Raw genomic sequence first — 25528 nt, 5'->3', positions numbered from 1 at the left:
CGACTCACCGGATGCCGTCCGACTAGGAGAGCCGACCGTGTTGCATCAGATAATCGACCGTAGACTGTCTGGCAAGAACAAGAGTATTGCCAACCGAGAGCGCTTTCTACGTCGCTTTCGGGCGGCTATCCATCGCTCGGTGACCGAAGCCGTGCGCGACCGGGGCATCAAGGAAATCGAAAACGCCAAGAGCATCAGCATTCCGCGCAAGGGCATCAGCGAGCCGATATTCGGCCACGGTCCCGGCGGCAAGCGCGAGATGGTCCATCCGGGCAACCAGGATTATCTGCAAGGCGACCGTATCGCCCGTCCGCAAGGCGGGGCCGGTGGGGGCGGCGGCAGCTCCGCCAGCGATTCAGGCGAGGGCGAGGATGAATTCGTGTTCCAGCTGTCGCGTGAAGAATTCATGCAGTACTTCTTTGAAGACCTGGAGTTGCCGCGGCTGATCAAGACCAATCTGCTGGCGGTGCCCAGCTGGAAAAACATGCGCGCCGGTTATTCCACCGACGGCAGTCCCAACAATATCGATATCGTTCGCTCCCTGCGCAGTTCACTCGGCCGTCGCATTGCGCTGGGTTCGCCGCTGGTAGTCAGGCTGCGCGAGCTGGAAGCGTTGATGGAAACGCTCAAGGCCGATCCTGATGACCGGCGCGATGAAATCATGCGCCTGGAAGAGGATATCCATCATCTGAAAGGCCGTATCTGGCGGATTCCGTTTATCGATCCGTTCGACCTGCGCTACGTCAACCGGGTAAAGGTGCCGCAGCCCTCCAGCCGGGCCGTGATGTTTTGCGTGATGGACGTATCGGGTTCCATGGATGAGCAACGCAAGGATCTGTCGAAGCGCTTCTTTATCCTGCTATATCTGTTCCTGACCCGCAATTACGAACATATCGAAGTGGTGTTCATCCGCCATCATACGCGCGCCGATGAGGTCGATGAAGATACCTTCTTCCACTCTCAGGAAAGCGGCGGCACCGTGGTGTCGAGCGCACTGGAACTGATGAAAAAGATCATCGATGAACGCTATCCGCCCGGCGACTGGAACATCTATGGCGCCCAGGCCTCCGATGGCGACAACTGGAACGACGATTCACCCAAATGCCGGCAGTTGCTGGAGCTTGAAATCTTGCCGCGTTCACGTTATTTCGCCTATATCCAGGTGACGGTGGAGGAACAGAATTTGTGGACCGAATACCAGCAGATTGCGGCCGTCAATCCGCAGTTTGCGATGAAGAAGGTACAGGCCGCCAGTGAAATTTATCCGGTATTCCGTGAACTGTTTGAAAAGCAGGTCCATACATGAACGACCGCTTAGCCATCGACGCCAAAGGCGTCCGTCAGCCGCTGCCCTGTCCGTCAGACTGGAGTTTCGACCTGATCGAACAATACAACGAGGAGATCGCCAGGGTCGCCGCCAGCTTCAAGCTGGATATCTATCCGATCCAGCTGGAGATCATCACTGCTGAACAAATGATGGATGCCTATGCCTCTTCCGGCATGCCGGTGAATTACCGGCACTGGTCGTTCGGCAAGCATTTCCTCATGACTGAGCGCGATTACAAGCGCGGACAGATGGGCCTGGCCTACGAAATCGTCATCAATTCCAATCCTTGCATCGCCTATCTCATGGAAGAAAACACCATGACGATGCAGGCGCTGGTGGTGGCGCATGCAGCGTACGGGCACAATTCTTTTTTCAAGGGTAACTACCTGTTCCAGCTGTGGACCGATGCCCACGCCATTGTCGATTACCTGGTCTACGCCAAGGCTTACATCGCCGAATGCGAAGAACGCTATGGTTTTTCCAAGGTTGAAGAGTTGCTGGATTCCTGCCATGCGCTGATGCATTACGGCGTCGATCGCTACAAGCGGCCGCAGAAATTGTCGCTGGAAAAAGAGCAGGCGCAACGCCGCGAACGTGCCGAGTACATGCAGTCGCAAGTCAATGAGTTGTGGCGCACCTTGCCGGAGAAGAAAGCGGAAGCGGCGGAACAGATCGAAGGACGCTTCCCGCCGGAGACGCAGGAAAATCTGCTGTACTTTGCCGAGAAAAATTCGCCGCTGCTGGAGTCGTGGGAACGTGAGGTCATCCGCATTGTGCGCAAGATCGCCCAGTATTTTTATCCGCAGCGCCAGACCCAGGTCATGAACGAAGGCTGGGCCACCTTCTGGCACTACACGATTCTCAACACGCTGTACGACGAAGGCAAGCTGACCGACGGCTTCATGATGGAGTTCCTGCATTCGCATAGCAACGTCGTATTTCAGCCGTCGGTGACGAAGCCCTACTACAACGGCATGAACCCCTACGCGCTCGGTTTCGGCATGATGAGCGACATCCGCCGTATATGCGAAAAGCCGACCGAAGAAGACCGTCGCTGGTTTCCCGAACTGGCCGGTACGCCCTGGCTGGATACCCTGCATTACGCCATGCGTAATTTCAAGGATGAAAGTTTCGTCGCGCAGTATCTGTCGCCGAAACTGATACGCGACATGCGCTTGTTCGCAGTGCTGGACGATGAAAACCGCAGCGAGCTGGAAGTATCGGCCATCCATAACGACGCAGGCTATCAATATGTGCGGCAGGCACTGTCGCGGCAATACGATATCAACCACCGCGAACCCAACATCCAGGTCTGGTCAGTCAACACCCGCGGCGACCGCAGCCTGACCCTGCGTCACTTCCGCAGCGACGGCCGGCCACTGGCCGAGGGCACGGATGAAATGCTGCGGCATATGGCGCGCTTGTGGCAGTTCGATGTGTACCTGGAAAGCGTTGATGACAGTGGAAATGTCCTGCAGCGCTATGAATGCGTCAGCGAAAACAGGTATGCGCTGCGGCCTTGACGGACCTTATTCACGAAAGTCACGAAAATAAAAAAGGCATGAATCACCCGACTGAGATTTCATGCCTTTTGTGTATTCTGTGTATTCTGTGTATTTTTCGGATGAATTTTACAAAAGCACGCCATCCCGGCTGTGTACCAATTTGCCGGCAGCATAAGTCGCCGAAATAGTCCGGTCATCCCCTAGCAACGCCAGCGCAAACAGCAGTTCTTCCACGCTCTCGGTACGTTCGCTGCGTCGCGCCAGCAATGGCGTCGCCTTCGGATCGAGCACAATGAAATCTGCTTCCGTGCCAGGCATGAAATTACCGATTGTGCCTTCAAGTTGCATACTGCGCGCACCGCCCAGCGTCGCCAGGTAAAACATCCGCATTGCAGGCAGGTAGGTGGTTGCCATGCGCGCCACTTTGTAGGCTTCGTTCATGGTTTGCAGCATCGAGAAACTGGTGCCGCCGCCGACATCTGTCGCCAGCGACAACGGTACGCCTTCGGCATCGGCGCCGACGAAATCGAACAGGCCGCTACCCAGGAACAGATTGGAAGTAGGGCAAATCGCAATAGCCGACTGTGTCTCCGCCATGCGCTTGCGGTCATGATTGTCGAGCCAGATGCAGTGGCCGTACATGGAACGCGGCCGCAGCATCCCATATTTGTCGTAGACATCCATGTAGCTGCGCGAACTCGGGAACAACGATTTGACCCAAGCCACTTCATCGAGATTTTCAGCAGCATGGGTTTGCAAATAGGCGTCCGGATAAGCCTGTGCCAGTTCTCCTGCCAGTTGCAACTGCTCTTCCGTGGAGGTAGGGGCGAAGCGCGGTGTGATCGCATATAGTTGACGGCCACGTTTATGCCATTTCTTCAGCAACTCTTCACTGTCTCGGATACCGCCCTCGGCGGTGTCTTGCAGGAAATCCGGGCAGTTCCGGTCCATTAGCACCTTACCGGTTACCATCCGCAGGTTGCGCGCTTCGCTGGCGGTGAAGAAGGCGTCCACCGAGGTTGGATTGACGGTGCAGTACACCATCGCCGTCGTGGTGCCGCAGCGTAGCAGTTCATCGAGAAAGAATTCGGCGACGTTGCTGGCGTGGGCTGGATCGGAGAATTTGCGTTCGGTCGGAAAAGTGTATGTTTCGAGCCAAGGCAGCAAGCCAGGAGCGGGCGACGCGATCATGTCGGTCTGCGGATAATGCAAGTGGGTATCGATAAAGCCCGGCATGATGATCTTGCCGCGGTAGTCATGGATCTTCAGTTCAGCTTTCAGTTCACTCTTCAGTTGCAGCGATAGTTGCTGATAGTCGCCGGCAGCCGCCACCTTGCCGTCAGCGATCAGCAGCAAGCCATCTTCATGCCAATGATGGGCGTCCGCATGATGAGCCGGATCAGCGCTGAAATGGAGCACGCTGGCGCGGTAGGCCTGCAATGTAGACTGGTCGATATGGCTTAGGCTGAGGGCTGACATGAAAACTATCCTTGAGTGAAATGCGAAAAAATGCCGCTATGAATAAATAAATATTCGAATAAAATTCGAACGCATCCCGAACCTGGCGCAAGCCGGGCCAGAAGCGGATTTGAATTAAGTGGCTACTGCAAATACAGCTGGCCAGGCGCTCCGAGGAAGACAGTACGAGTAGTACGGCAAGGAGGAGCAACAACGCCAGGTGTGTTAGCAACAGCCTCTAAGTAGCGCTGACCAATTGCAGTTGCAGCCGTAATTGCGGAGCGGTTGCCGCCGCTTGCTGTTGCCGGGCGATCTGTTCCCAGACCTGCAGCAATTGCGCCGTGACCGAGGCCGCGATGACCGCCGGTTCTTTGCCGACGATGCCGGCGATCCCGATAGGGCACACCATGTCGGCCAGGCGTTCCAGCGGAATACCGCGCTCGTGCAGGCGGTGCTCGAATTGCATGCGCTTGCTCTTGGAGCCGATCAGGCCGAACCAGGCGACGCCGTTGCGCTGCAGAATCTGCGCAGACAGGCGCTGGTCCAGCGCGTGGTTGTGGGTCATCACCAGGAAGCTGGAACCGTCGGGCGCGTTTTCTACGATTGATTCCGGCGTATCGGTGGCTTCGATGCGGACATTGGCTGGCAAGGCGTCCGGGAACATTTCTTCCCGTTCATCGATCCACACTACGCGGCACGGCAAATCGCCGAGCGCCTTGACGATCGCCGCGCCGACATGGCCGGCGCCGAACAGGAATAATTGCGGCCGCGTCGCCAGACAAGCATCCAGCAGCCAGCGTTTGCCGCTGTCGTCGCGCAAGATGGTGCAGGCGCCCAGGGCCTTGGTTGACGGTGTCAGCAAGGATGGCAAGGTCGGCAGGCGGCCGGGGCCGTGCAAACGTTCGCCATCGGCATCGCACATGGCCGGCGGCGCTGCGTCATCCAACGCCACCAGGCGCCAGCTGTCGTCGGCGTCGCGCAGGCGGCGTTGCAGGAAACTGAAATAGTCGGCAGATGCCGAAGTCACTCTTTCAAACGCAAGATGGACTACGCCGCCGCAGCACTGGCCAAGCGATGGGCCAAGAGAAAAGCGCTGTAGACGCCGTTCGCGGCTCAGCGACAGGCTTTCTTCCAACATCTCGCGAGCGATTCTGATCGCCTGCAATTCGAGGTGGCCGCCGCCGATGGTGTCGAACTGGCCCACCGCAGTCACCACCATTTTGGCGCCCGGCTCGCGCGGTCCCGAGCCCTCGACCTGCGCCACGGTGATCAGGATCGCCGTGGTGTTTTGCGAAGTTTGCGTGATCAGCGTAGTGAGCGCATCTAGCCAGTTGCTCATGATGAGGCTCCGTGTCAGGCTGGACGCGCTAGCGCGCGCACGGCATCGACTGCTTTGAGGATCGCTTCGCTGGTTGCCGGCGCATTCAAAGGCGGATTGAAGCGGTTTCCACCCACGCTGGCGATCGCATCGCGGATCGCAAAAAATACCGAGAAAGGCAACAGCAACGGCGGTTCGCCGACTGCCTTGGAGCGGTGAATGCTATCTTCCACATTACGGTTCTTGAACAGCTTCACACGGAAGTCTTGCGGGCAATCGGAGATACCTGGGATCTTGTACGTCGACGGCGCATGCGTCATCAGTTTTCCGTCTTTGTTCCACCACAATTCTTCGGTGGTCAGCCAGCCCATGCCCTGAATGAAGGCGCCTTCAACCTGGCCAATATCGATCGCTGGGTTCAACGACTGGCCTGCGTCATACAGCGCGTCGGCGCGCAGCAATTTCCATTCGCCGGTGAAGGTGTCGATCACCACTTCCGATACCGATGCCCCGTAAGCAAAGTAAGAGAATGGGTGGCCGGTCATGGTTTTTGGATCCCAATGCAAGCCTGGGGTGGCGTAGAAACCATCGGACCACAATTGCACCCGCGACAGGTAAGCCTTCTGCGTCAATTCGCCGAACGGCAGGCTATGTTCGCCGAGATGGACTGCCCCGGCGGAGAAAGTCACTGCTTTGGCGTCGCCGTTATGCAATTTGGCGAAGAATTCCGCCAGCCGCTGACGGATTGTGTGTGCTGCGTCCTGCGCAGCCTTGCCGTTCAGATCGGCGCCGGTTGACGCTGCGGTAGCCGATGTATTGGCGACCTTGCTGGTATCGGTCGCGGTGACGCGTACCAGTTCCAATGGGATGCCGAGCTCATGCGCGACAACTTGCGCCACTTTCGTATTGATACCCTGGCCCATTTCCGTGCCGCCGTGATTCACCAACACCGAACCATCGGTGTACACGTGCACCAACGCGCCGGCCTGGTTAAAGTGCGTCACGTTGAAGGCAATGCCGAATTTGACCGGCGTCAGCGCCAGGCCTTTTTTCAGCACCGGGCTGGTAGCGTTGAATGCTTCGACAGCAGCGCGGCGTTGCCGGTATTCGCTGGTGGCTTCCAGTTCGGCCACCAGCTCATGGATCACGTTGTCGACGATTTTCTGATTGTACTGGGTGACGTTGCGGCCTTCTTCGTCGTTGCGGCCGTAGAAATTCAGTCTGCGGATATCGAGTGCATCGCGCCCCAGGTTGCGGGCGATTTCATCGACGATATATTCAATGGCAATCGCACCCTGAGGACCGCCAAAGCCGCGGAATGCCGTGTTCGACTGCGTATTGGTCTTGCCGCAGCTTGCCTTGATGTCGACATCCGACAGATAGTAGGTATTGTCGAAGTGGCAGACAGCGCGAGTTGCCACCGGCGCCGACAAGTCGGCGGAGAATCCGGCGCGGCTGACCATATCTACTTTTGCGGCGACAATCCGGCCGTCGTTGTCGTAACCGACTTCATAGTCATAGTGGAAGCAGTGGCGCTTGCCGGTGACCATCATGTCGTCGTCGCGGTCGGCGCGTAGCTTGACCGGACGTTTCAGTTTTGCGGCAGCAATCGCCGCCACCGCCGCCCACAATGCCGATTGCGATTCCTTGCCGCCGAAGCCGCCGCCCATGCGCCGGCATTCGACCACGATGTTGTGCGAATGGACGCCTAGTGCGTGTGCCACAACGTGCTGCATTTCTGTCGGATGCTGGGTCGAGCACAGCACCAGCATGCCATTGCCTTCTTTCGGAATAGCGTAGGAAATCTGGCCTTCCAGGTAAAACTGCTCCTGGCCGCCTACATACAGCTGGCCGCTGACACGATGCGGCGCCGTCTCGAAAGCTTGTTCCGCATTGCCGCGCTGCAGACGCATCGGAGGCAGTACATATGACTTCGCCGCATGTGCCGCTTGCGGCGTCAGGATGGCCGGCAGTTCTTCATAGTCGATGACAACCTTGCGTACGGCGCGACGCGCATTGTCATGGCTGTCGGCGATGACCGCAAAGATAGGCTGGCCCACATATTCGACCAGGCCGTTGGCCAGGATCGGATCATCGTGAAGGATCGGACCGCAATCATTGGTGCCGGGAATATCGGCCGCGGTGAAGGCCGCAACGACACCCGGCGCGCTACGCACAGCATCGAGGTTGATCGAGCGGATACGCGCGTGGGCTTTCGCCGACATGCCGAGCGCGGCGTGCAAGGTGCCTTGCGCTTCCGGGATGTCGTCGGTATAGGTGGCTTCGCCCAGTACATGCAATATCGCTGATTCGTGCGGATGGGATTGACCGACTTCCGCCCAGGCGGTTTTATCTTCCTGCGCTGGAATATTGGTCTTCATAAAATCTTCAGTTTGCTTATTCATGACGTCTACTCTTTATCTCCGTGGGCTTTGGGTGTGAGCGCTGTACTTAAGCACACACGAAAGGATTTACCTGATCAGTACGCAACGGCGCATCGATACGGGTTTCCAGCCAAAACCGGCGCAGCAGGTTTTGCGATGTCTTCATCCGGTATTCACTGGAGGCGCGCATGTCGGAAAGCGGTTTGTAATCGTCCGTCATCAAAGCGACTGCGGCTTCCAGCGTTTCTTCGTTCCACTTTTGACCGCGCAGCGCGGCTTCGGTCAGTGCTGCGCGTTTCGGGGTTGCGGCCATGCCGCCGAAGGCAATACGGATATCGGTGATCTTGTCGCCGTCCAAAGTGATCGAGAAAGCAGCACAGACGGCAGAGATATCCTGGTCAAAGCGCTTCGCCAGTTTGTAGGTGCGGAAATGTCGTCCGGCATACGGCAGCGGAATCCGCAGGGCTTCGACGAACTCATCGGCTTGCATGTCTTTCTTCATGTAATCCAGATACAGCGCTTCCAGCGGCATCACCCGTTGTCCGGCTGGACCACGCAATACGACTTGTGCGCCCAGAGCGATCAGCCATGGCGGTGAGTCGCCGATCGGCGAACCGTTGGCGACATTGCCGCCCAGAGTGCCCGCGTTACGGATAGGCAGGGAGGCGAAGCGTTGCCACATTTCCGACAGCTCAGGATAGAGCTTGCAGATTTCTGCGTAAGCATCGTTCAGCGTCACGCCCGCGCCAATTTCAAGTTGCTGGTCGCGAACTTCCAGTACATTCAGCTCAGCCACCTGGCCGAGATAAATGATGTCGCCCAAATCACGCATCTGTTTGGTGACCCACAAGCCGACATCGGTTGAGCCGGCCAGGATGCGTGCGCTCGGATATGCAGCGCGTACTTCGACCAGTTGCGCCAGCGTGCGTGGTGCATAGAAAGTTTGGTTGCCCTGTTTGTAGACAAACATTTCTTCGCGTTGCAAAGGCTGCAGGGCTTGTGCCAATGCCTGGCGATCAAAACCGACTGCGGGCAGTTCGCCCATACGGTGCGCCGCGTCGATGATTGGACGATAGCCGGTGCAGCGGCACAGGTTGCCCGACAGGGCGATATCGATATCCTTACGCGGTATCGGTTGCGAATGTGGCTTGCATTGTTTTGCCGAGCCGCAGGAAGGAGCCTGGCTGCCATCATTCTTCAGGTACAAGTCCCACAGCGACATCACAAAACCCGGTGTACAGAAACCGCATTGCGAACCGTGGCATTCGACCATGGCTTGTTGTACCGGATGCAAGGCGCCGTCGTCTTGCTTCAGGTCTTCGACTGTATACAGTGCTTTGCCATCAAGCGTCGGCAAGAACTGGATGCAGGAATTGACCGATTTCAGCGTGACGCCATCTGCAGTCTGTTCACCGATGACGACGGTACAGGCGCCGCAATCGCCTTCGGCGCAGCCTTCCTTGCTACCGGTGCAGTGAAGGTCTTCACGCAGGTGTTGCAAGATAGTGCGGGTAGGCGTCGCCTGATCTACAGTATGGACTTCACCACGGTAGAAAAAGCGGATGACATTATCGGTGGTGGACTTAATTGCGGACATAGACAAACGATCTCCATACTGGTGGCGACTGCTGCAAAAAACTATGCCTTCCTGACCGTATTGCCTGGTGTGCCGGGGTGCGGTGCATGTAGCTAGACTGAATTTGCAACGGCCTATTAATTATGAACTCAGATTAGCATTTGCGCCGTTCGCTCATATAGTGAAAGGGCTAATGTCAATTATCTGCAAAATGGAATAGAGATCGTATAAGTAATTCCATTAGACAAATATAGCCGTTGCATAGGAGATATGAATATTTCATGGCCTATTTGGCAATTATTGCAGTTTTCGCGAATGAGAAAATCTTTAGGCGCAAGATTTACAGGGCTTTCAATGGAGCGGCGGGAGCGGTTATCATCACACCGGAATAACCGATATTTACCTTGGAGCATAATTGTGACCCCTTCCTGTACCCCATTATCTAGCTGCAACGCTGCCAAACGCAGTACAAAGCGCGACGCAAAACGGCAGCCAGAAAATCAAAAACAACAATAATCAAGGAGACATCACAATGCAATTGCTCGAAAAATTCTTCAAGCTGAAAGAAAACGGCACCGACGTCCGCACCGAACTGATCGCCGGCCTCACCACCTTCCTGACGATGGCTTACATCATCTTCGTCAATCCGTCGATCCTCGGCGACGCCGGCATGCCGAAAGGCGCAGTGTTCGTCGCCACCTGCGTAGCCGCCGCGATCGGCACGCTGGTCATGGCGCTGTATGCCAACTACCCGATCGCCCTGGCGCCAGGCATGGGTCTCAACGCCTACTTTTCCTACGCTGTAGTGAAGGGCATGGGCGTGTCCTGGGAAGTGGCGCTGGGCGCCGTCTTTATCTCCGGCTGCCTGTTCATCATCGTCAGCCTGGTCGGCATCCGCGGCATGATCGTCAACGGCATTCCACCCACCATACGGACCGCGATCACCGCCGGCATCGGCATGTTTCTTGGCTTTATCGCGCTCAAGAGTTCCGGCCTGGTGGTCGCCAATCCGGCCACCTTTGTCCAGATCGGCGACCTGCACCAGATCCCGGTGATCCTGTCGATATTCGGTTTCCTGCTGATCGTGGTGCTGGATCATCTCAAGATCAAGGGCGCCATCCTGATCGGCATTCTGACCGTCACCGTGCTCAGTTTCCTGGTGGGCGGCAATACCTTCAACGGCGTGGTGGCCATGCCGCCATCGATAGAGCCAACCTTGTTCAAGCTCGACATCATGGGCGCGCTATCGATGGGCGTGCTTAATATAGTGCTGGTGTTCTTCCTGGTAGAGATGTTTGACGCAACCGGCACCATGATGGGCGTGGCCAATCGCGCCGGCCTGCTGGTCAACGGCAAGATGGCGCGTCTTAACAAGGCGTTGCTGGCGGATAGCACTGCGATCGTGGCCGGCACTTTCCTGGGCACTTCCAGCACCACTGCCTATGTCGAAAGCGCAGCCGGCGTACAGGCAGGCGGCCGTACCGGCCTGACTTCGCTGGCGGTTGGTGTGTTGTTCCTGGCAGCCTTGTTCATCTCGCCGCTGGCCGGCGCGGTGCCAGCGTACGCCACTGCACCGGCCTTGTTCTACGTCGCCGGCCTGATGCTGCGTGAACTGGTGCACCTGAACTGGGAAGATTCCACCGAAAGCGTACCGGCCGTGATCACCGTGCTGATGATCCCGTTTACCTATTCCATTGCCAACGGCATTGCCTTCGGCTTCATCTCTTATGCAGCCTTGAAATTGTTCACTGGTCGCGCCAAGCAGGTGCCGGTCATGGTCTGGATTATTGCGGCGATTTTCCTGTACAAGTTCATTCACCTGGGTGGGGATTGATGCGCTGTATGGTGTAAAGCAACATTCAAATTAAATAAAAGCCCGCCTGAATTTCAGGCGGGCTTTTTTCATTTGAGAGGCCAACAATGTATCGGGCTGTTTGCCAAACAGGAATGCCGCCAGTCAGATTTTTTAAAATCGACAAACAGTTTCCCGATGTACTCACATTGATCCTGTTCTGCGTTTTCAGCCCAAACTTATAGAGATGCTATCTATACTCAGGGGCATCGACATCATTTCTTTTCCGCCATGAGTTTTTCTCAACGCTTGACATCGTTTCGTAAAGAGCAGGGTTTCACCCAACAGCAAATGGCGGACAAGATCGGCATGCACGTCTCGCAATTCAAACGCTATGAAGGTGGAAATGCGCGACCCAACATCGATGTATTTCGACGTATTGCATTGGCATTGAATGTGAGCGCCGATACGCTTCTTTTTGAGGCAGGCGAACGCAATCCAGAGGATCGCCTGAAATTGCAATTCGAAGCAATGCTGAAGCTCGACGAACATGAGCGCGATGCAATGGAGCTAGTCATTGCCAGCGTTTTGCACATGCACGATGCCAAGCGCTGGACCCAAGTCCCCATCCAAGAGAACCCTATAGATCGGATCAACGACCCTGCAACAAAATGAAGGGGTGATGTAAAGGAGTTTTACCTTGTCTGCGTTGTACCGGCAGACATTGAAAGAAGCGCGGGACGAAGATGCTACCAACATCCTTGCCCCGCTAACCACAACCAACTAAGGAGCAGTTGAATATGGCTAAGCACGATCATACGCGAGACAATCCCATGTCGAAAGCACAAGATAAACGAGAGCGGCTCACCGTTTCCTTCTATCAGGAAGAAGATCCCGACATATTCTGGATTCGCCTGTATGGTCCAACATTGAAACGGACCGGCTTTACGTGGGATTCTAAGATGAGTGTAAGGGTGATGGACGGCTGTCTTGTGATTACTAGCAATTAAAAATCAGTACCAGAGCGACACGAGCCGTAAAAAAATCGCCCTCAATTAGAATACCGAGGGCGGTTTTTTCGGAGGAATTTCATATTTCGATGCACCTGTGTCGGCTCGAGAGGTTCAGTCCGATACTCAATTCTCTTTTTTAAATATAGTCATTAAAACATTTTTAGGCCACGGGTTCAATTCCCCACGCTTCTACGAATAATTGGTTTTAAATCAAAGATTCAAAAGTCATGGGCTGTCATTAATTCGGGTGTTTTTGGGCTGTTTTTGCTCGGGAATGACAACTTAATGACAGCATTTTTTGCTCCAACATCAAATCTAAAGCATCCCCAATCTTTATAAGTTGCAATTCGAAAAATTTGTGTCGCGCAGGATACAACATAGATCATCATTGACCACGTGGCATATTTATACAACAATGGCTGCTGTCTACGCGTGATAGCGCACCCAGCTATTAATGTCGGGCGATTCGCCAGACTGTACTGTATTGAGCAGATTTGACGGCACGGAATTGGCCCAAAACCCACTCCGCTTCCGCTTCGCTTCTGCTCCATGGGTTTTGGGCCAATTCCGTGCCTAGGTCAAGGTAGATACTCTTAATGGAGTTATTGCTAGAAGAGTTTAAGAAGGCAGTTGACCCGAATAAGACTCGGATAATAAACGTGCCGCCAAGATTTGCTGTTTTTGGCGGCACGCTTGATGACGCTCGAGATGGAAGTCCTTTTGTTTCAGAAAGGAACCTTTTTGTAACGTCGATTCATAAATTTCACCCAGATCTGAGCGAGCGCTTAATTGTTCCAGAGATTTACCCAGAATGGAACTCATTCGGCATCTACGATGATCTTCTTACCTTCGAAGAAGATCTTGGGCATCTTACAAGTTTAGTTATCTTGTTTCTGGAGTCTCCTGGTTCCCTTGCAGAGTTGGGTGCGTTCGTAAAGATACCAAGTCTTCGCAGTCAGTTGCAAATCGTTGTTCGTAGTGGGGAAATACAAAAGCGAAATTCATTTATTTGGCTTGGCCCTTTAAAGAATCTCCAGAACGAACATGCGGACTGCATTCATGCGTTTCCACACACTACCGTTGCAGAACTCGAACCCCATCTAGCGGTGCTTTTTGAAAGCATCCGTGAAGTGATAACTTCCAAGTCCCCATCATTCAAATTTTCCTCGACAGATCCCCGTTCAAAATTTCTAGTAATCGCGGATCTTCTGGAGCTATTTGTCGCCTTAAAAAAAGGCGAGTTAATAGATCTGTTAAGCCACTTTGGAATCTCAATTAATCGAAAAGCGTTAGATCAGGCTGTTTTTTTGCTAAAAATATTTGATTTAATAGATGAAGGAAAATACGGTAAAACAGATTACATTCTTTCGAAATTCAGACGTGAAACTTTTATCGACTTCGACTCTTACGCCAATTCGGCGCACCCGTTTGATCGCGGCCGATTCCAGATAAAAGTATTGGAGGCGATTCGGGCTGACCGTTGGCGGCGGAGTTTCCTGCCACCTGCGCTCCAAAAATTGGCATCTGAGGCGGATCCAAAATGAAAGTGCTTGACCAACTATTTACCGATTTCCCCATGTCTCCTCAGCAGCTACGCATATTGATGCTTACCGCGCCCTATCGGTATAAATTCTTTCATATCCCTAAGCGTAGTGGTGGGAGAAGACTTATTTCGCAACCAGCAAAAGAAGTGAAATGGTTGCAAAGATATGTGATCGAGATCATACGAAAAAAAATTCCGGTTCATCGTTGCGCCACTGCGTATGAGCCAGGCTCGTCTATTTTCGCAAATGCCGAAGCGCATGTTCAGAATCGATTTCTTCTCAAGATGGACTTCAAGAATTTTTTCCCATCCATTACCGATATGGATGTGAGCCATCTAATCAAATCGGCTTATCCTGATATAGAAGATGGCGAACTTGAATTGATTGTCAGATTGTTGGTCATGAGCGACAAAAAGAACGAGAAATTTGTTCTGGCAGCTGGAGCACCAAGTTCACCATTCATTTCCAACGCTTTACTGAATCAGTTCGATACAGAACTGCATTTACACTGTCTTTCGCAGAATGTGGTTTATACACGCTATGCTGATGACATAGCTCTATCCACTAACGCTCCGCTACTTTTGAGTGAACTTCATAAGTTCATTAGAGTACTAGTTAATGAAATGAAGCACCCTGTACTAAAAATTAATGAAGAAAAAACGGTATACACATCAAAGAAGCACAATCGAAAAGTAACGGGATTGACTCTAAACAGTCAAAAACAAGTATCACTTGGACGCGACATGAAAAGAGAGTTACGAGCGGCAGTGGATAAATTCCGAAAAAATGAGCTTTCACAGGAAGCTGTATCTACGCTTCGCGGAAAACTGGCTTTCGCGTTGGCGGTTGAGCCGGAGTTTGTTTTAAGACTTCGCACTCATTACACTGACGAAGTCATTACACGCCTCTTTCAATCCTAGCAATTACTGCTGCCAGATTAACAATGAAGTTAATGATTTAAGTCCGCACAGATCGAATTTATTAGAAATTTACAAGCGTGCAAAATCCTCCAATTTGTCGACCCATGCAGAAAAATGGGGGCACGCTTCACATATCGATTTTAGTCCAATACGAGTGGCCGTTATTGGACCGTGTAACGTTTTTCGGTAACCAGGAAAAAGCCGCAGGATTCGTTTAGATGGCGCCGTTTCCGGGCGATTATTAATTTCTTCCGGATTATCGAAACTATTTCGAATAGCAGAAAATTCGGCCTGTTTGTTACTAGAATTCATTACTCGCGGCAAAATATCAGCGTCAGAAAATAACAATGCCTCAAACTCATGCAATGCAAGAAACGGAAGAAAATTGTTTGCACTTCCAAAGTGTTTATGAAGTTCAGCTTCCACGTGTAGAACACACTGCGAGCCGGTTGCATTTTGACCGCGGGTCATCATTCCTGGAAAATCGGCTGGCAATGCGTAGTAATCAAGGAACGTCGTAACTAGCGCGTCACCCGCATCATTAAGTAATCTATTTACATCATTTTTGAACTTTATAAAATTGGTGACTCCTCCCCTAAAATTCGGGCCATCCTTGACCCGTTTTGTCATAAGCACAGTTGGCTCGATATAGAGCTCATGCCTCCAGAACGCAGGAGCTAGTACATCTTTAACAAATCGTTCTTCAGTCTGGCCCTCGACCAATACAAGTACTCGTTTGGTCATGGCCGCCCACCGAGTCGATTTTTCTCCCATAAGTCGCCCAGCCCATATTCATCCAACCAATTCGACATATCTACATCGTTCAAGTGGCGGAAAACACTTTGATTATCCTTACGATCTACAGTCCATACATCAGCAGGCTCAAATTGATTCACCAAAGTGACAGATTGGGTGGATACCAGCACTTGGGTACGTGTAGCCGCTGAAGATAGCAAATCAGCGAGTAATGCCACGGCGGCAGGATGAAGACCAAGTTCTGGTTCGTCCAGAAGCACCATAGACGGCAAATTCGGTTGTAAAAGCAGAGTCGCTAAACAGATAAATCGAAGTGTACCGTCAGAAAAAGCTGTGGCATTAAAGTATGTATCACTTCCTTTCTCCTTCCATTCCAGACGAATGCGTGTTTCATTAAGTCTTGAGGGGGTAAGCTGAAAACTATCAAAAAAGGGCGCAATTTGTCGAACCGTATCTTCGATATTGGAAAAATGATCCGGCTTTTTTATTTTTAACCAATATAAGAAAGCTGCCAAATTTTCCGCTTGTGGCCGTAAATAAATATTGTCCTCAAGGTCACATGCGGCCTTTACGGCTGCCGTATCACTTGTGTCGTGAAAATGATATACACGATAACTTTCCAGATCGCGCATTGCTTGAACAGCGCAGATATGCTTGGCAGATTTCAGCTCAGATTCATCCGCGAAATGTGTAACGGTTTGGTCGTACGGTTGAGGATATTTTGTTTTCTCATGGTAATACACGGTCTCATTCCACACCGTGAATTTATCCTCATCGGTACCCCTCAATATTACTTTGTATGAATTGGATGTATTGCCTTCACCGAACTCCAAGAAAAACGACATCTCAGGAGATATCTTCCGGCCAAAGTACAATAAATTATCAGCACCGCCTTTGATTGCTGTGTAGCCAGCCAGATTCTGTGTGACAATTTCCCGAAGTAAGCGAAATGCAGAAATCAGATTTGATTTGCCGACTCCGTTGCCACCAATGAATATGTTTAACTGACCTAGCTCAAGCGTCTGCTCATGGATCGACTTATAGTTTTTAATCGTGAGTTTTTGCAGCGTACGCATAGATTGCCCTAGCCATATCATTAGTTACTTTTAATAGGATTATCGGTCAACATGGTCGTTTTGTCCTAGAAGTTCCCCCTTTCCACGAAATCTCCCCGTAGATTGTAAATATATCGAGCAAAATGCGTTATTTTGCGTCAATTTTCTGCAGATAATTCCCTCCGGAGCTCTAAGCAGTGTGGGGAGCTGGCGTTTTTGCGAACTGCGTTAAAAGCAGTGTATTTAACGAAGCCGACAGGCGTAGGGGGACTGCGTTTTAAAGGCTGGATCTGGGTATGTTCGACACAGATAGCGCCAGGAACAAGGCGTAAAAAAAGCCGCACAAGGCGGCTTTAGACGATACAGGCGCTGCCGTCTCACTACAGTCGCAGGGCGGCTACCATTAACATCCGGCGCGCCTGAGGCTTCCTGCTCCTTCTGGTCGTAATCCCGGCAATCGGTGTTGCAGAACAGTGCCCTATGGGCGACTTGCTCGTCACAGCAGTGGCAGGCAGTAGCCGTTGACCCCCATCTGGGGTGTACGGCGCGCATGCACCTAGGCTACGCGGCGTATCACCGGAACCGGATAGCGACAATCTCTTCATGATTTTACTGATCGGCATCCCACTGTTGATAGCTCTTCGGATTGGCGGGGACATGCTGAACACAAAATTGACGACATCGGAATTCGATGAAAAGTACCCTGAATAATCAAGGTATCGAGATAGAAACATGAAAGCGAAAGCCGGCAAGCACCAATGCAAGCCGGCTCAGATGGTCGCTCTGGTATTGAACGCTGGAGGCTGAACGGCATCCGCGCGTTCAGCCATAACTCGTAATCCTAACGGGATGTAACCGCCACATTACCCCGAGCCTTATGCAATTTTTTGTAGCTGTCGATCAGACGCTGGTGCCTATCGAGACCCTCCAGTTTCATGCTCGTTGGCGTTAACCCGAAGAAGCGCACGCTGCCATCCACTGACCCCATTACCGCGTCCATCCGGGCGTTGCCAAACATCCGGCGGAAATTGACTAGGTAATCGTCCAGTTCCAAGTCGTCATCCAGCAGTACCTCTAGCACCACATTCAAGGCCTGATAAAACATGCCGCGCTCGGCCGTGTTGTCGTTGTACTGCAGGAAGGCTCCCACCAGATCTTGCGCCGCCTCAAATTGCTGTAAGGCGAGATTGATCAGCAGTTTCAACTCGAGAACTGTTAATTGGCCCCAATCCGTATTCTCGTCAAATTCAATACCGATCAGTGTGGCGATGTCGGAATATTCATCGAGTTCATTGTTATCCAGACGCTCAAGCAGCGCTTCCAGGCTGGCATCGTCCAGGCGATGCAGATTCAAGATATCGGCGCGGAACAACAGGGCCTTGTTGGTGTTATCCCAGATCAAATCGTCTATCGGGTAAATTTCCGAATAACCGGGTACCAAAATTCGGCAGGCTATGGCGCCTAAATTGTCATACGCCGCCATGTACACCTCTTTGTCCATGTCTGCGAGAATACCGAACAAGGCCGCTGCTTCGTCGATATTGGAATTTTCACCCTGGCCGGAAAAATCCCATTCGACAAAATTGAAATCCGCTTTGGCGCTGAAAAAGCGCCATGACACAATACCGCTGGAATCGATGAAGTGCTCCACAAAGTTATTGGGCTCGGTCACGGCTTCACTTGTAAAGGTGGGCCGAGGTAATTCGTTCAGGCCTTCAAAACTGCGGCCCTGCAGCAATTCCGTCAGACTGCGCTCCAGCGCCACCTCCAGGCTTGGGTGCGCGCCGAACGACGCAAACACGCCGCCTGTCCGCGGGTTCATCAAGGTGACGCACATCACCGGATACACCCCTCCCAGTGACGCATCCTTCACCAGCACCGGAAAGCCTTGCTCTTCCAAGCCCTGAATGCCGGCCAGAATGCCTGGGTATTTCGCCAGCACTTCCTGCGGCACATCAGGCAATGTGATTTCACCTTCCAGAATTTCGCGTTTTACAGCCCTTTCGAAAATCTCCGACAGGCATTGCACCTGCGCTTCGGCCAGCGTGTTACCAGCACTCATGCCGTTGCTGACGTACAGGTTTTCGACCAGGTTGGAGGGGAAATACACCACCTTGCCGTCCGACTGTCGCACATACGGCAGCGAACAGATACCGCGCTGCTCATTGCCGGAGTTGGTGTCGACCAGATGCGAGCCATATAACTCGCCGTCGGGATTGTAAATTTGCAGACAGTACTCATCCAGAATTTCAGCCGGCAGCGCATCTTTCGGGCCAGGCTTAAACCAGCGCTCGTTCGGGTAATGTACAAACGCCGCGTTGGCGATGTCTTCGCCCCAAAACGTGCCGGCGTAGAAATGGTTGCAATTCAGTCGTTCGATATACTCTCCCAACGCCGACGCCAACGCGCTTTCTTTGGTCGCCCCCTTGCCATTGGTAAAACACATCGGCGAGTGTGCATCGCGGATATGCAGCGACCACACATTGGGAACAAGATTGCGCCACGAAGCGATTTCAATCTTGATGCCCAGGTTCGCCAAAACGCCCGACATATTGGCGATGGTTTGTTCCAACGGCAGATCCTTGCCCGCAATATAGGTACTGACGTCAGAACCCGGCTTCAACGTCAGCAACGACTGAGCATCGGCATCTAAGTTCTCTACCTCTTCAATGACAAACTCGGGTCCGGCCTGCACCACTTTTTTCACCGTACAACGCTCGATGGAGCGCAAGATACCCTGGCGGTCTTTGTCGGAGATATCCGCCGGCAACTCAACCTGAATCTTGAAAATCTGCTGGTAGCGGTTTTCCGGATCAACAATATTATTCTGCGACAGACGGATATTTTCGGTAGGAATATTGCGAGTTACGCAATACAACTTCACAAAGTAAGCTGCGCACAAGGCCGATGAGGCCAGAAAATAATCGAAGGGACCAGGCGCCGAGCCATCGCCCTTATAGCGGATAGGCTGGTCGGCCACTACCGTGAAGTCATCGAACTTGGCTTCAAGACGTAGCTTATCGAGAAAGTTGACCTTGATTTCCATGGGGTAACTCTAAAAATGATGTAGCCGCTATTATCCGTCATCCGTCGTCACGCCGGTACCGTGCAACGTATCGATAGTTTCCTTAAGCGCTGCCGCATATTGATAATTTGACAGGCGAACGCTATGGCGCAGTAGATGGTTGGAGCCGGCGAGCTTCCATGCGCATGGCGATATCGAAGGCCACGCCAGGTGCGGTTGCACCAAATGGAATCACCACGTTCCGTCAATGTCCACTTTGAGTTGACGCGTCATTCGATGGCTCATGGACCAAGACACTGACGTGACCGGTCTACCTCGGTCGGGTCGTAGACCACAGCAAATACCACGTGGCCGTAGTTGGTCAGCCTGCCCGGCGTTCAAGGCTGGTGTGCGTTGAATTCCTGCATGCAGTTGTCCGGCACCTGAAATCTGAGATAGACGCTACCGATCAGGTGCATGCATGGAAAGACTTGGCTCTCGGCTCCTGTAATTCAGAAATTTGAGTTGCTACCCCTCATTTCGCGGACAGGCTAGGCGGCGGGGATGGCTATGCCCCACGGTATAAAAGCCTCGTCATATCTAACTGCTCTGGATACCACGACTAATTGCAAGAGTGCGTATCCAACCTAAGGGAATGCTTAAAAACACCCAAACAACTTATGTTGCAGTGATTTTTATTATCTTTTATTCAAGTTTAAATCTATAGTTATTTTATTGATATCGCTGGTGGAGCTGTTTGTGCGACGTTTTTTTATTCTAGATGGCGACAAGACAAGCGCCGGGGGTGTAGCCATAGCCTCCCAAAATACGATGACGAACATGGGGCGGCCTCTCGTGATGATCGGCGACACCGTAATCTGCAGTAAATGCAACTCGACCGGTCCTATTATCCCGATAGGTCCAAGGCGGCCAATGCGAGTCATGGGGAGGGAGCCAGCGCTCGACAGGGATAGATGCCTTTGCAAATGTCCCGAACAACCCTGGCTTATCAATTCCAGGACGGACATGAGCGAAACCATGACGACTGAGGAAGTTATCGCTCAGGGGTTTGGTACATGGGTTGGATATAAAGAAGAAAAAAATACCGCCATCGCCGACAGTACGTTCAACGACAAATTCATTCTCAAAAGTGCAGGTGGCCAACCAGTCGCCTACAAAGTTTATGCAATTGAACGTGCTTCTGGTTCTGTTGAATATGGAAAGACAACAGGTGCAGGACATACCCACCTACTTTCCTCTATCGCCGCATCAGAAAAAATCAACTTTTACGTTTCAGGATAGCCATGACTAAGCAAATACACATTGGACCAGACGGTACGAAACTTCGGTTTGTAGGATCCGCAATGACTACGCTAACATCGGACACTTCCATAAAGGAAATCATTGTTTATCCAGAGACGATATGTCCAAATATGACAAACGCAGAGTTTGCCAAAAAGGTTATGCAATTGCGGGACATTGCGGTAGAGCGCACGACGGTGCGAATTGAACAGTTAGGTCGGTGGAGCGCAAGCGACATCGATGCAGTAGTGCAGTGGTTTGGCTCCGACAGTGACGAGGTGCGTTCTACGTTGCTGAGAGGGTTGCCAGAAATTAATAGAGTATTGTCCGGTCTCGCCCCATCTAATTTCGTGCGCCTATCGGAGACTGCATTGGCGCATCTCAACTGCGACGGCAGTAAAACAGATAGAAATACAACCGCGGCTGTTTGTATCCCAGACGTTGCAACACATACGATTGCCATTGGCTTGAATTTCTGTGAGATGCCCGACGATAAAAAGAATTTTGATACGGCGGAGCCATTCAATGGTGATTCCAAACTTCTTACGCTTGTGCATGAGGTTTCTCACTTTAACGACACTATGAATTCAATCGATTCATGGTACTCAACAAAGCTTTCTCAGGACCGAGCGCTTGATGGTGACAAGCTCTGTGTTGGAAACGCCGATAATATTGCTGGTTACGTAGTTTTTGCTCGCAGAGGTAAATGATGAAACGAATCATCTGTTTTATTACTATGTTCATCTTGGTGTCGTCAGCCGCCGCAATGTCGATTAGCGGGTTAGAGCACGAGATCCAGTTCGATGATGATTCGAGCCAAATCGGGCGCGAGGAAATACGCTCGTTGGTCGATTGGAAAATAAAGTCTGTCGAAATGGGCGGCATTGATTATGTGGTCTTTTTGTATAAGGATAACCAATATCGAATAGACTCAAATCTCGTTGAAAAGCGTCGTGAGGCGATAGTGTCATTAATGAACACGCTTGGAGTCAAAATTACTAAAGTTGTCATTGTGGACCAACAATCAAAACGTCGAGAGTTAGGTCTGTCAAAAAAGCAAACAAATGCAGCGTCAATAATATTTCAGCCGCCATGCACCGAGAGCCATGATTGTGGGCCACAACCGATTCGTGGGCCGAAGCAGTCAGAACTGAACAAGTAGCGTTGATGCGGATAATCGGTAAGCATGTTCACTCGGCATTTTTTTCCTGCATGGCGCTATTTCTATCGTCAATGGCTCCGTCTACGGCAACGTCCTTTGCAGGACTAGAGCACCAGGTACATTTTAGTAAAAATTCAAATCAAATCTCAAGTGAAGAAATCCGCTCATTGGTGGAGTGGGAAATAAAAACTGTACAGTTCGGAGGTGTCGATTATGGCGTGTTTGCCTACAGAGATGATCGTCTTCAAATAGATTTGAAACTAGCAGAGCGTCGTCGTGATGCGATAGTGTTGTTAATGAATACGCTAGGAATTCAGATTAAAGATACAGGTATCGAAAATCTAAACGCTCCATACATTGGACGGAAATTATCTCAAGAAGAGGCAAGCACAGTTTTCGTCACGGTCCAGCCGCCTTGCATAAGAACTAGGTCATGCTTGCCAGTCCCTATTTCTGCATCAAAGCCGCAGGAACTGAACAAGTAGCTTTGATCCGGACAAACAGTGAACATGTTCACTAGGCAGATTTTTCCCTGCATGGCGCTATTTCTAGCGTCAATGACTTCGTCTACGGCAACGTCCTTTGCAGGACTGAGGCATGAAATTCATTTCCAGCCAAATTCTGCGCATATTTCAGCAGAAGAGATTCGGTCTTTCATTGATTGGCAGGTTGAAAAACAGAAGGTGTTTTCTGGTGGTGAATATGATGTTTTTTTAATTAAAAATGTGCCAATGCGGGTCACGGATGTTCTCGTTAAAAAAAGGGCCGATGCCGTGGTTCAGCTTATGAGTAATTTGGGAATTCGTGTAGAAGTCTCCGTTGAAGAACGGCACAACAAGATTAAATATCAAGAGCTGATAAATCGACTGAATTCTGCTGTAGTGGTCATTCAACCACCTTGCACAAAGGCGCATGATTGTGAATTACAACCGATTCCTAGACCGAAGCCGTCGGAACTCAACAAGTAAAGTTGACCAGGATAAAAGTGAAAATATTTACGAAGCAGAATATTTGCTGCATGGCGCTCCTAGTCTCAGTGACTTTGGCTAGTGCGGCCACTTCAACAACCACTACATCTTCTGCCATCGTGACCCACGAAATTCATTTCGAGAGAAATTCTGATCGGATTTCAGTGGAAGAGATACGGGCGCTGGTCGATTGGAAAATAGAAATTTTACGACTGAGAGGCCTTCTTCATTTGGGGATATATTTGAAAACAGATAGTCGGCTTGATGTGCCATTACGTATCGCTGAGAAACGCCTCGACGCAATAGCATTGCTAATGAACACATTGGGATTCAAGATCTACGACGCGGCCATCGAAGACTTCAACGTTCCAAATGCTGCACGTCGTTTAACTCAAAAAGAAGCAAATACTGCTGTAGTAGCAATTCCACCGCCTTGTATGAGGGCGCTCACATGCTGATGAGTGCCGATCTCCCTGATGACGAATGGTTTGGGGGTGGGAATTCGAGGCGAAAAGCGAAGGTAATGGAAAGCCTATGCATAAGCACCGTCGATATAGCTCGCAATAGAGCATCTTGCTTTGCCGGTGTATTAATTCAATTTTGTATTGTTACTTTTCTATGAGGAAAAATCACGGAACGGATTACATTTCTGACTCTGGCCTGTCTCTTGTCGTGCGTACGATCAGGTACAGCGACGGGGTGACCTGGACCGAGCCAACCTGGGTTGGAGGCGACAGTCGCTCTGGCCCTCTGCTATTTCTTTCTCCTGTCGATGCTGAAATCTTCAGGCTTCGTCGTAACAGTAAAATAGACAGGGATGATCCAACGGAAACAGATAATTGGAAGCGCATTTCACTGAATAAATTTGATCTTTTTCAGCACGTCATGGATTGCAATGGAACACTTGAATGCAACCTGGCATTCGGACTATCCGCAACGCTGAGGGGTGAAATAATCGCGCCAAAAGGGACTCCCCGAATGATATATGCGCCGATACCTTTCACCCTTCCCAAGGGTTCTCCACGCACGACATTCAGTTTTAACGGATGGGTATTAGATTTTATACGTGATCAGTGGAAAATCATTGGTGCGACGAACTATGCAGAACAGCTTGACGACCTCAATGCCCTGGATAGCAGCACGATAAGCGCAATTGCGAAGGAGGCCATGAGTCAAGTTTCCTTCACTAGAAGTGAGTCTGATGACACCGATTGGGGCGTCTTTCTTCCAGATACCATGCAGTGGAGAATGGGGCCTCCAGAAGAACGTCAGAGCAAGACCTCATTTCACTAGAGACAGAAGGGGTCACGACAATACTTAGAGGCTGTTGCAAACACAGCTGGCTAGGCGCGCCGACGAAGACAGTACGAGTAATACTGTCAGGAGGGTGTAGCAGGGGTTTCAGACGACACTGTCGTCTGCCTGCGGAACGGGCCGTGCTTGCAAGCCCGGGCGCGCCCTGCAAGGGCAACAACGCCAGGTGTGTTTGCAACAGCCTCTTAATACATGCTTATCTCCTGCTCTCATACTTCGGCCGCAGCGTCGAAAATGCAGATAGCAAACTTGACCGTGTTTGACAGATGATTACATAGTTTTCGCTGCACGGCCTCTAGTGCGCCTCACGTCAGCACGCACTAGAGTGCACTTCGTACTTGTCAGCATAAAAATATGCTGTGTCGTAGCGTAAATCAGTTTGCGACATTCGCCAGATCAGCCTGCAATTGCGCAAAATCGAAACTGGGCGCAAAGTCGGCGTTGCTGGCCTCTGCCGGCAAGATGGCGTAAGCCTCGTCGACACAGGCATCCCACCAGTCCCAAGTGGCTTTTTGCGTACTGCCCCAGGTCAGTACCGTGACGCCGGTTGCGTCATACGCCACTGCATAGACCGCATGGCCGTCGTTGGTGAGCTTGCCCGGGGTCCAGGGCTGGTGCGCATTGAATTCCTGCTGGCAGTTTTCCTGCACCTGGAAGCCCAGATAGACGCCGCCGAACAGTTGAATCGCTTGCTGGATATGGGTATGGTTTTTTACATCGATGCTGGTATAAGCGAATATTTTTTCGCCGGAGACGGCAGTCTTGCGCCAGTAATTCAGTACGTCGAGTTCGCTCAGTCCCGAGTCCACTCCGCCGGTCAGATGCATGTACAGTTTCACCACTGCCTGCTTGGTGGGAATCTTCTGTGTGCCGATCAGGCCGTTATAGGTCGTGATTGCATGGGCAAGCGCGGCAATCGTGCAGTCGCCCAGCGTATCGTTGCCGTCCATGGGAAACAGTTGGGCCGGGTCGGATACGCCTAGTTTCTGATAAACGTTGGCTAGCACATCGTAGGCGGCAGGCGGCGCTGCCAGTGCGGCGCCGAGGTAATTCTTCAGGCGTAGCGTGCGGTAATCATGTTTCGGCGGGTGCTTACCAAAGCGTAGTGAAGACATAGAGAGCGTATTCCT

The 25528-nt window shown here is 51.7% G+C and carries 22 protein-coding genes and 1 pseudogene; 15 read left to right on the top strand and 8 right to left on the bottom strand.

Going from position 1 to position 25528, the window contains the following annotated elements; translation table 11 throughout:
• The first annotated feature begins 37 nt into the window (after positions 1–37).
• Both LT85_RS23400 and LT85_RS23395 read left to right on the top strand, forming a co-directional pair.
• A complete protein-coding gene (locus LT85_RS23400) occupies positions 38–1306 on the top strand; it encodes a YeaH/YhbH family protein (protein ID WP_038493823.1) in 1269 nt (422 codons plus the stop codon).
• The gene (locus tag LT85_RS23395) at positions 1303–2850 is read left to right on the top strand and encodes a SpoVR family protein (protein WP_038493820.1); all 1548 of its coding nucleotides are present in this window, start codon (positions 1303–1305) and stop codon (positions 2848–2850) included. The genes LT85_RS23400 and LT85_RS23395 overlap by 4 nt, the downstream gene beginning before the upstream one ends.
• Positions 2851–2958: 108 nt before the next feature.
• On the opposite strand, the gene guaD is transcribed toward LT85_RS23395, so the two are convergent.
• The 4 genes from guaD to xdhA all read right to left on the bottom strand — a co-directional run bounded on the left by guaD (position 2959) and on the right by xdhA (position 9589).
• Positions 2959–4311, bottom strand: a complete 1353-nt coding sequence (gene guaD / locus LT85_RS23390) for a guanine deaminase (protein WP_052135418.1) — start codon at positions 4309–4311, stop codon at positions 2959–2961.
• 217 nt (positions 4312–4528) lie between these two features.
• Positions 4529–5629, bottom strand: a complete 1101-nt coding sequence (xdhC, locus tag LT85_RS23385; RefSeq protein WP_038493818.1) for a xanthine dehydrogenase accessory protein XdhC — start codon at positions 5627–5629, stop codon at positions 4529–4531.
• Positions 5630–5643: 14 nt separating this feature from the next.
• Positions 5644–8013, bottom strand: a complete 2370-nt coding sequence (gene xdhB, locus LT85_RS23380) for a xanthine dehydrogenase molybdopterin binding subunit (RefSeq protein WP_038493815.1) — start codon at positions 8011–8013, stop codon at positions 5644–5646.
• 46 nt (positions 8014–8059) lie between these two features.
• Positions 8060–9589 carry a xanthine dehydrogenase small subunit gene (xdhA, locus tag LT85_RS23375; RefSeq protein ID WP_038493812.1) on the bottom strand — a complete coding sequence of 510 codons (1530 nt, stop codon included), beginning with the start codon at positions 9587–9589 and terminating at the stop codon, positions 8060–8062.
• 511 nt (positions 9590–10100) lie between these two features.
• Between xdhA and LT85_RS23370 the strand changes: the two genes are divergently transcribed.
• The 5 genes from LT85_RS23370 to LT85_RS23350 all read left to right on the top strand — a co-directional run bounded on the left by LT85_RS23370 (position 10101) and on the right by LT85_RS23350 (position 14837).
• On the top strand, positions 10101–11402 hold the full coding sequence (locus LT85_RS23370) for an NCS2 family permease (RefSeq protein WP_038493810.1): 1302 nt from the start codon (positions 10101–10103) through the stop codon (positions 11400–11402).
• Positions 11403–11651: 249 nt separating this feature from the next.
• Entirely contained in the window at positions 11652–12035 is a 384-nt protein-coding gene (locus tag LT85_RS23365) for a helix-turn-helix domain-containing protein (protein WP_052135417.1), read from the top strand.
• A 125-nt stretch (positions 12036–12160) separates the two neighbouring features.
• Entirely contained in the window at positions 12161–12370 is a 210-nt protein-coding gene (locus tag LT85_RS23360) for a SymE family type I addiction module toxin (protein WP_038493807.1), read from the top strand.
• A 599-nt stretch (positions 12371–12969) separates the two neighbouring features.
• A complete protein-coding gene (locus LT85_RS23355) occupies positions 12970–13917 on the top strand; it encodes a retron St85 family effector protein (RefSeq protein WP_038493804.1) in 948 nt (315 codons plus the stop codon).
• On the top strand, positions 13914–14837 hold the full coding sequence (locus LT85_RS23350) for a retron St85 family RNA-directed DNA polymerase (protein ID WP_038493801.1): 924 nt from the start codon (positions 13914–13916) through the stop codon (positions 14835–14837). Before LT85_RS23355 ends, LT85_RS23350 begins: the two co-directional genes overlap by 4 nt.
• Before the next feature lie 69 nt (positions 14838–14906).
• On the opposite strand, the gene LT85_RS23345 is transcribed toward LT85_RS23350, so the two are convergent.
• The 3 genes from LT85_RS23345 to LT85_RS23330 all read right to left on the bottom strand — a co-directional run bounded on the left by LT85_RS23345 (position 14907) and on the right by LT85_RS23330 (position 19694).
• Positions 14907–15581 carry a DUF4276 family protein gene (locus LT85_RS23345; RefSeq protein ID WP_038493799.1) on the bottom strand — a complete coding sequence of 225 codons (675 nt, stop codon included), beginning with the start codon at positions 15579–15581 and terminating at the stop codon, positions 14907–14909.
• Positions 15578–16669 (bottom strand): AAA family ATPase, encoded by a 1092-nt coding sequence (locus LT85_RS23340; protein WP_038493796.1) that lies wholly within the window; start codon positions 16667–16669, stop codon positions 15578–15580. Before LT85_RS23340 ends, LT85_RS23345 begins: the two co-directional genes overlap by 4 nt.
• Positions 16670–17489: 820 nt before the next feature.
• Positions 17490–19694, bottom strand: coding sequence for an OsmC domain/YcaO domain-containing protein (locus LT85_RS23330; RefSeq protein ID WP_038493791.1), 2205 nt, complete (start codon positions 19692–19694; stop codon positions 17490–17492).
• Between the two features lie 705 nt (positions 19695–20399).
• Here LT85_RS23330 and LT85_RS27640 point away from each other — a divergent pair.
• The 8 genes and pseudogenes from LT85_RS27640 to LT85_RS23300 form a co-directional block, all read left to right on the top strand.
• Positions 20400–20633: pseudogene (locus LT85_RS27640) on the top strand (PAAR domain-containing protein); the annotation flags it as partial.
• Between the two features lie 45 nt (positions 20634–20678).
• Positions 20679–20954 carry a hypothetical protein gene (locus LT85_RS27265; RefSeq protein WP_253273612.1) on the top strand — a complete coding sequence of 92 codons (276 nt, stop codon included), beginning with the start codon at positions 20679–20681 and terminating at the stop codon, positions 20952–20954.
• A 62-nt stretch (positions 20955–21016) separates the two neighbouring features.
• Positions 21017–21664 carry a M35 family metallo-endopeptidase gene (locus LT85_RS23320; protein ID WP_038497286.1) on the top strand — a complete coding sequence of 216 codons (648 nt, stop codon included), beginning with the start codon at positions 21017–21019 and terminating at the stop codon, positions 21662–21664.
• Positions 21661–22116, top strand: coding sequence for a hypothetical protein (locus LT85_RS23315; protein WP_038493788.1), 456 nt, complete (start codon positions 21661–21663; stop codon positions 22114–22116). Before LT85_RS23320 ends, LT85_RS23315 begins: the two co-directional genes overlap by 4 nt.
• 50 nt (positions 22117–22166) lie before the next feature.
• Complete coding sequence (locus LT85_RS26820) at positions 22167–22601, top strand: hypothetical protein (RefSeq protein ID WP_156117625.1); 435 nt, start codon at positions 22167–22169, stop codon at positions 22599–22601.
• Between the two features lie 18 nt (positions 22602–22619).
• Complete coding sequence (locus LT85_RS23310; protein ID WP_156117624.1) at positions 22620–23084, top strand: hypothetical protein; 465 nt, start codon at positions 22620–22622, stop codon at positions 23082–23084.
• Between the two features lie 50 nt (positions 23085–23134).
• Positions 23135–23542 carry a hypothetical protein gene (locus LT85_RS23305; protein ID WP_156117623.1) on the top strand — a complete coding sequence of 136 codons (408 nt, stop codon included), beginning with the start codon at positions 23135–23137 and terminating at the stop codon, positions 23540–23542.
• 241 nt (positions 23543–23783) lie between these two features.
• Entirely contained in the window at positions 23784–24377 is a 594-nt protein-coding gene (locus LT85_RS23300) for a hypothetical protein (RefSeq protein WP_156117622.1), read from the top strand.
• A 395-nt stretch (positions 24378–24772) separates the two neighbouring features.
• Here LT85_RS23300 and LT85_RS23295 read toward each other — a convergent pair whose 3' ends face one another.
• Positions 24773–25513 carry a hypothetical protein gene (locus LT85_RS23295; RefSeq protein WP_038493775.1) on the bottom strand — a complete coding sequence of 247 codons (741 nt, stop codon included), beginning with the start codon at positions 25511–25513 and terminating at the stop codon, positions 24773–24775.
• Positions 25514–25528: the final 15 nt, after the last annotated feature.

It is taken from the genome of Collimonas arenae (assembly GCF_000786695.1).
GTDB lineage: Bacteria > Pseudomonadota > Gammaproteobacteria > Burkholderiales > Burkholderiaceae_D > Collimonas > Collimonas arenae_A.
This window is presented reverse-complemented; position numbering and strand designations above follow the sequence as displayed.

What these genes read in the sequence shown, in the direction of transcription:
- LT85_RS23305 (WP_156117623.1), top strand. Translation starts at nt 23,135, where the DNA reads ATGGCGCTCCTAGTCTCAGTGACTTTGGCTAGTGCGGCCACTTCAACA.
- LT85_RS23395 (WP_038493820.1), top strand. Translation starts at nt 1,303, where the DNA reads ATGAACGACCGCTTAGCCATCGACGCCAAAGGCGTCCGTCAGCCGCTG.
- LT85_RS23330 (WP_038493791.1), bottom strand. Translation starts at nt 19,694, where the DNA reads ATGGAAATCAAGGTCAACTTTCTCGATAAGCTACGTCTTGAAGCCAAG.
- LT85_RS23320 (WP_038497286.1), top strand. Translation starts at nt 21,017, where the DNA reads ATGACTACGCTAACATCGGACACTTCCATAAAGGAAATCATTGTTTAT.
- LT85_RS27265 (WP_253273612.1), top strand. Translation starts at nt 20,679, where the DNA reads ATGAGCGAAACCATGACGACTGAGGAAGTTATCGCTCAGGGGTTTGGT.
- LT85_RS23355 (WP_038493804.1), top strand. Translation starts at nt 12,970, where the DNA reads ATGGAGTTATTGCTAGAAGAGTTTAAGAAGGCAGTTGACCCGAATAAG.
- guaD (WP_052135418.1), bottom strand. Translation starts at nt 4,311, where the DNA reads ATGTCAGCCCTCAGCCTAAGCCATATCGACCAGTCTACATTGCAGGCC.
- LT85_RS23360 (WP_038493807.1), top strand. Translation starts at nt 12,161, where the DNA reads ATGGCTAAGCACGATCATACGCGAGACAATCCCATGTCGAAAGCACAA.
- LT85_RS23350 (WP_038493801.1), top strand. Translation starts at nt 13,914, where the DNA reads ATGAAAGTGCTTGACCAACTATTTACCGATTTCCCCATGTCTCCTCAG.
- LT85_RS23340 (WP_038493796.1), bottom strand. Translation starts at nt 16,669, where the DNA reads ATGCGTACGCTGCAAAAACTCACGATTAAAAACTATAAGTCGATCCAT.
- LT85_RS23315 (WP_038493788.1), top strand. Translation starts at nt 21,661, where the DNA reads ATGATGAAACGAATCATCTGTTTTATTACTATGTTCATCTTGGTGTCG.
- LT85_RS23295 (WP_038493775.1), bottom strand. Translation starts at nt 25,513, where the DNA reads ATGTCTTCACTACGCTTTGGTAAGCACCCGCCGAAACATGATTACCGC.
- LT85_RS23365 (WP_052135417.1), top strand. Translation starts at nt 11,652, where the DNA reads ATGAGTTTTTCTCAACGCTTGACATCGTTTCGTAAAGAGCAGGGTTTC.
- LT85_RS23345 (WP_038493799.1), bottom strand. Translation starts at nt 15,581, where the DNA reads ATGACCAAACGAGTACTTGTATTGGTCGAGGGCCAGACTGAAGAACGA.
- LT85_RS23370 (WP_038493810.1), top strand. Translation starts at nt 10,101, where the DNA reads ATGCAATTGCTCGAAAAATTCTTCAAGCTGAAAGAAAACGGCACCGAC.
- xdhA (WP_038493812.1), bottom strand. Translation starts at nt 9,589, where the DNA reads ATGTCCGCAATTAAGTCCACCACCGATAATGTCATCCGCTTTTTCTAC.
- LT85_RS26820 (WP_156117625.1), top strand. Translation starts at nt 22,167, where the DNA reads ATGGCGCTATTTCTATCGTCAATGGCTCCGTCTACGGCAACGTCCTTT.
- xdhC (WP_038493818.1), bottom strand. Translation starts at nt 5,629, where the DNA reads ATGAGCAACTGGCTAGATGCGCTCACTACGCTGATCACGCAAACTTCG.
- xdhB (WP_038493815.1), bottom strand. Translation starts at nt 8,013, where the DNA reads ATGAATAAGCAAACTGAAGATTTTATGAAGACCAATATTCCAGCGCAG.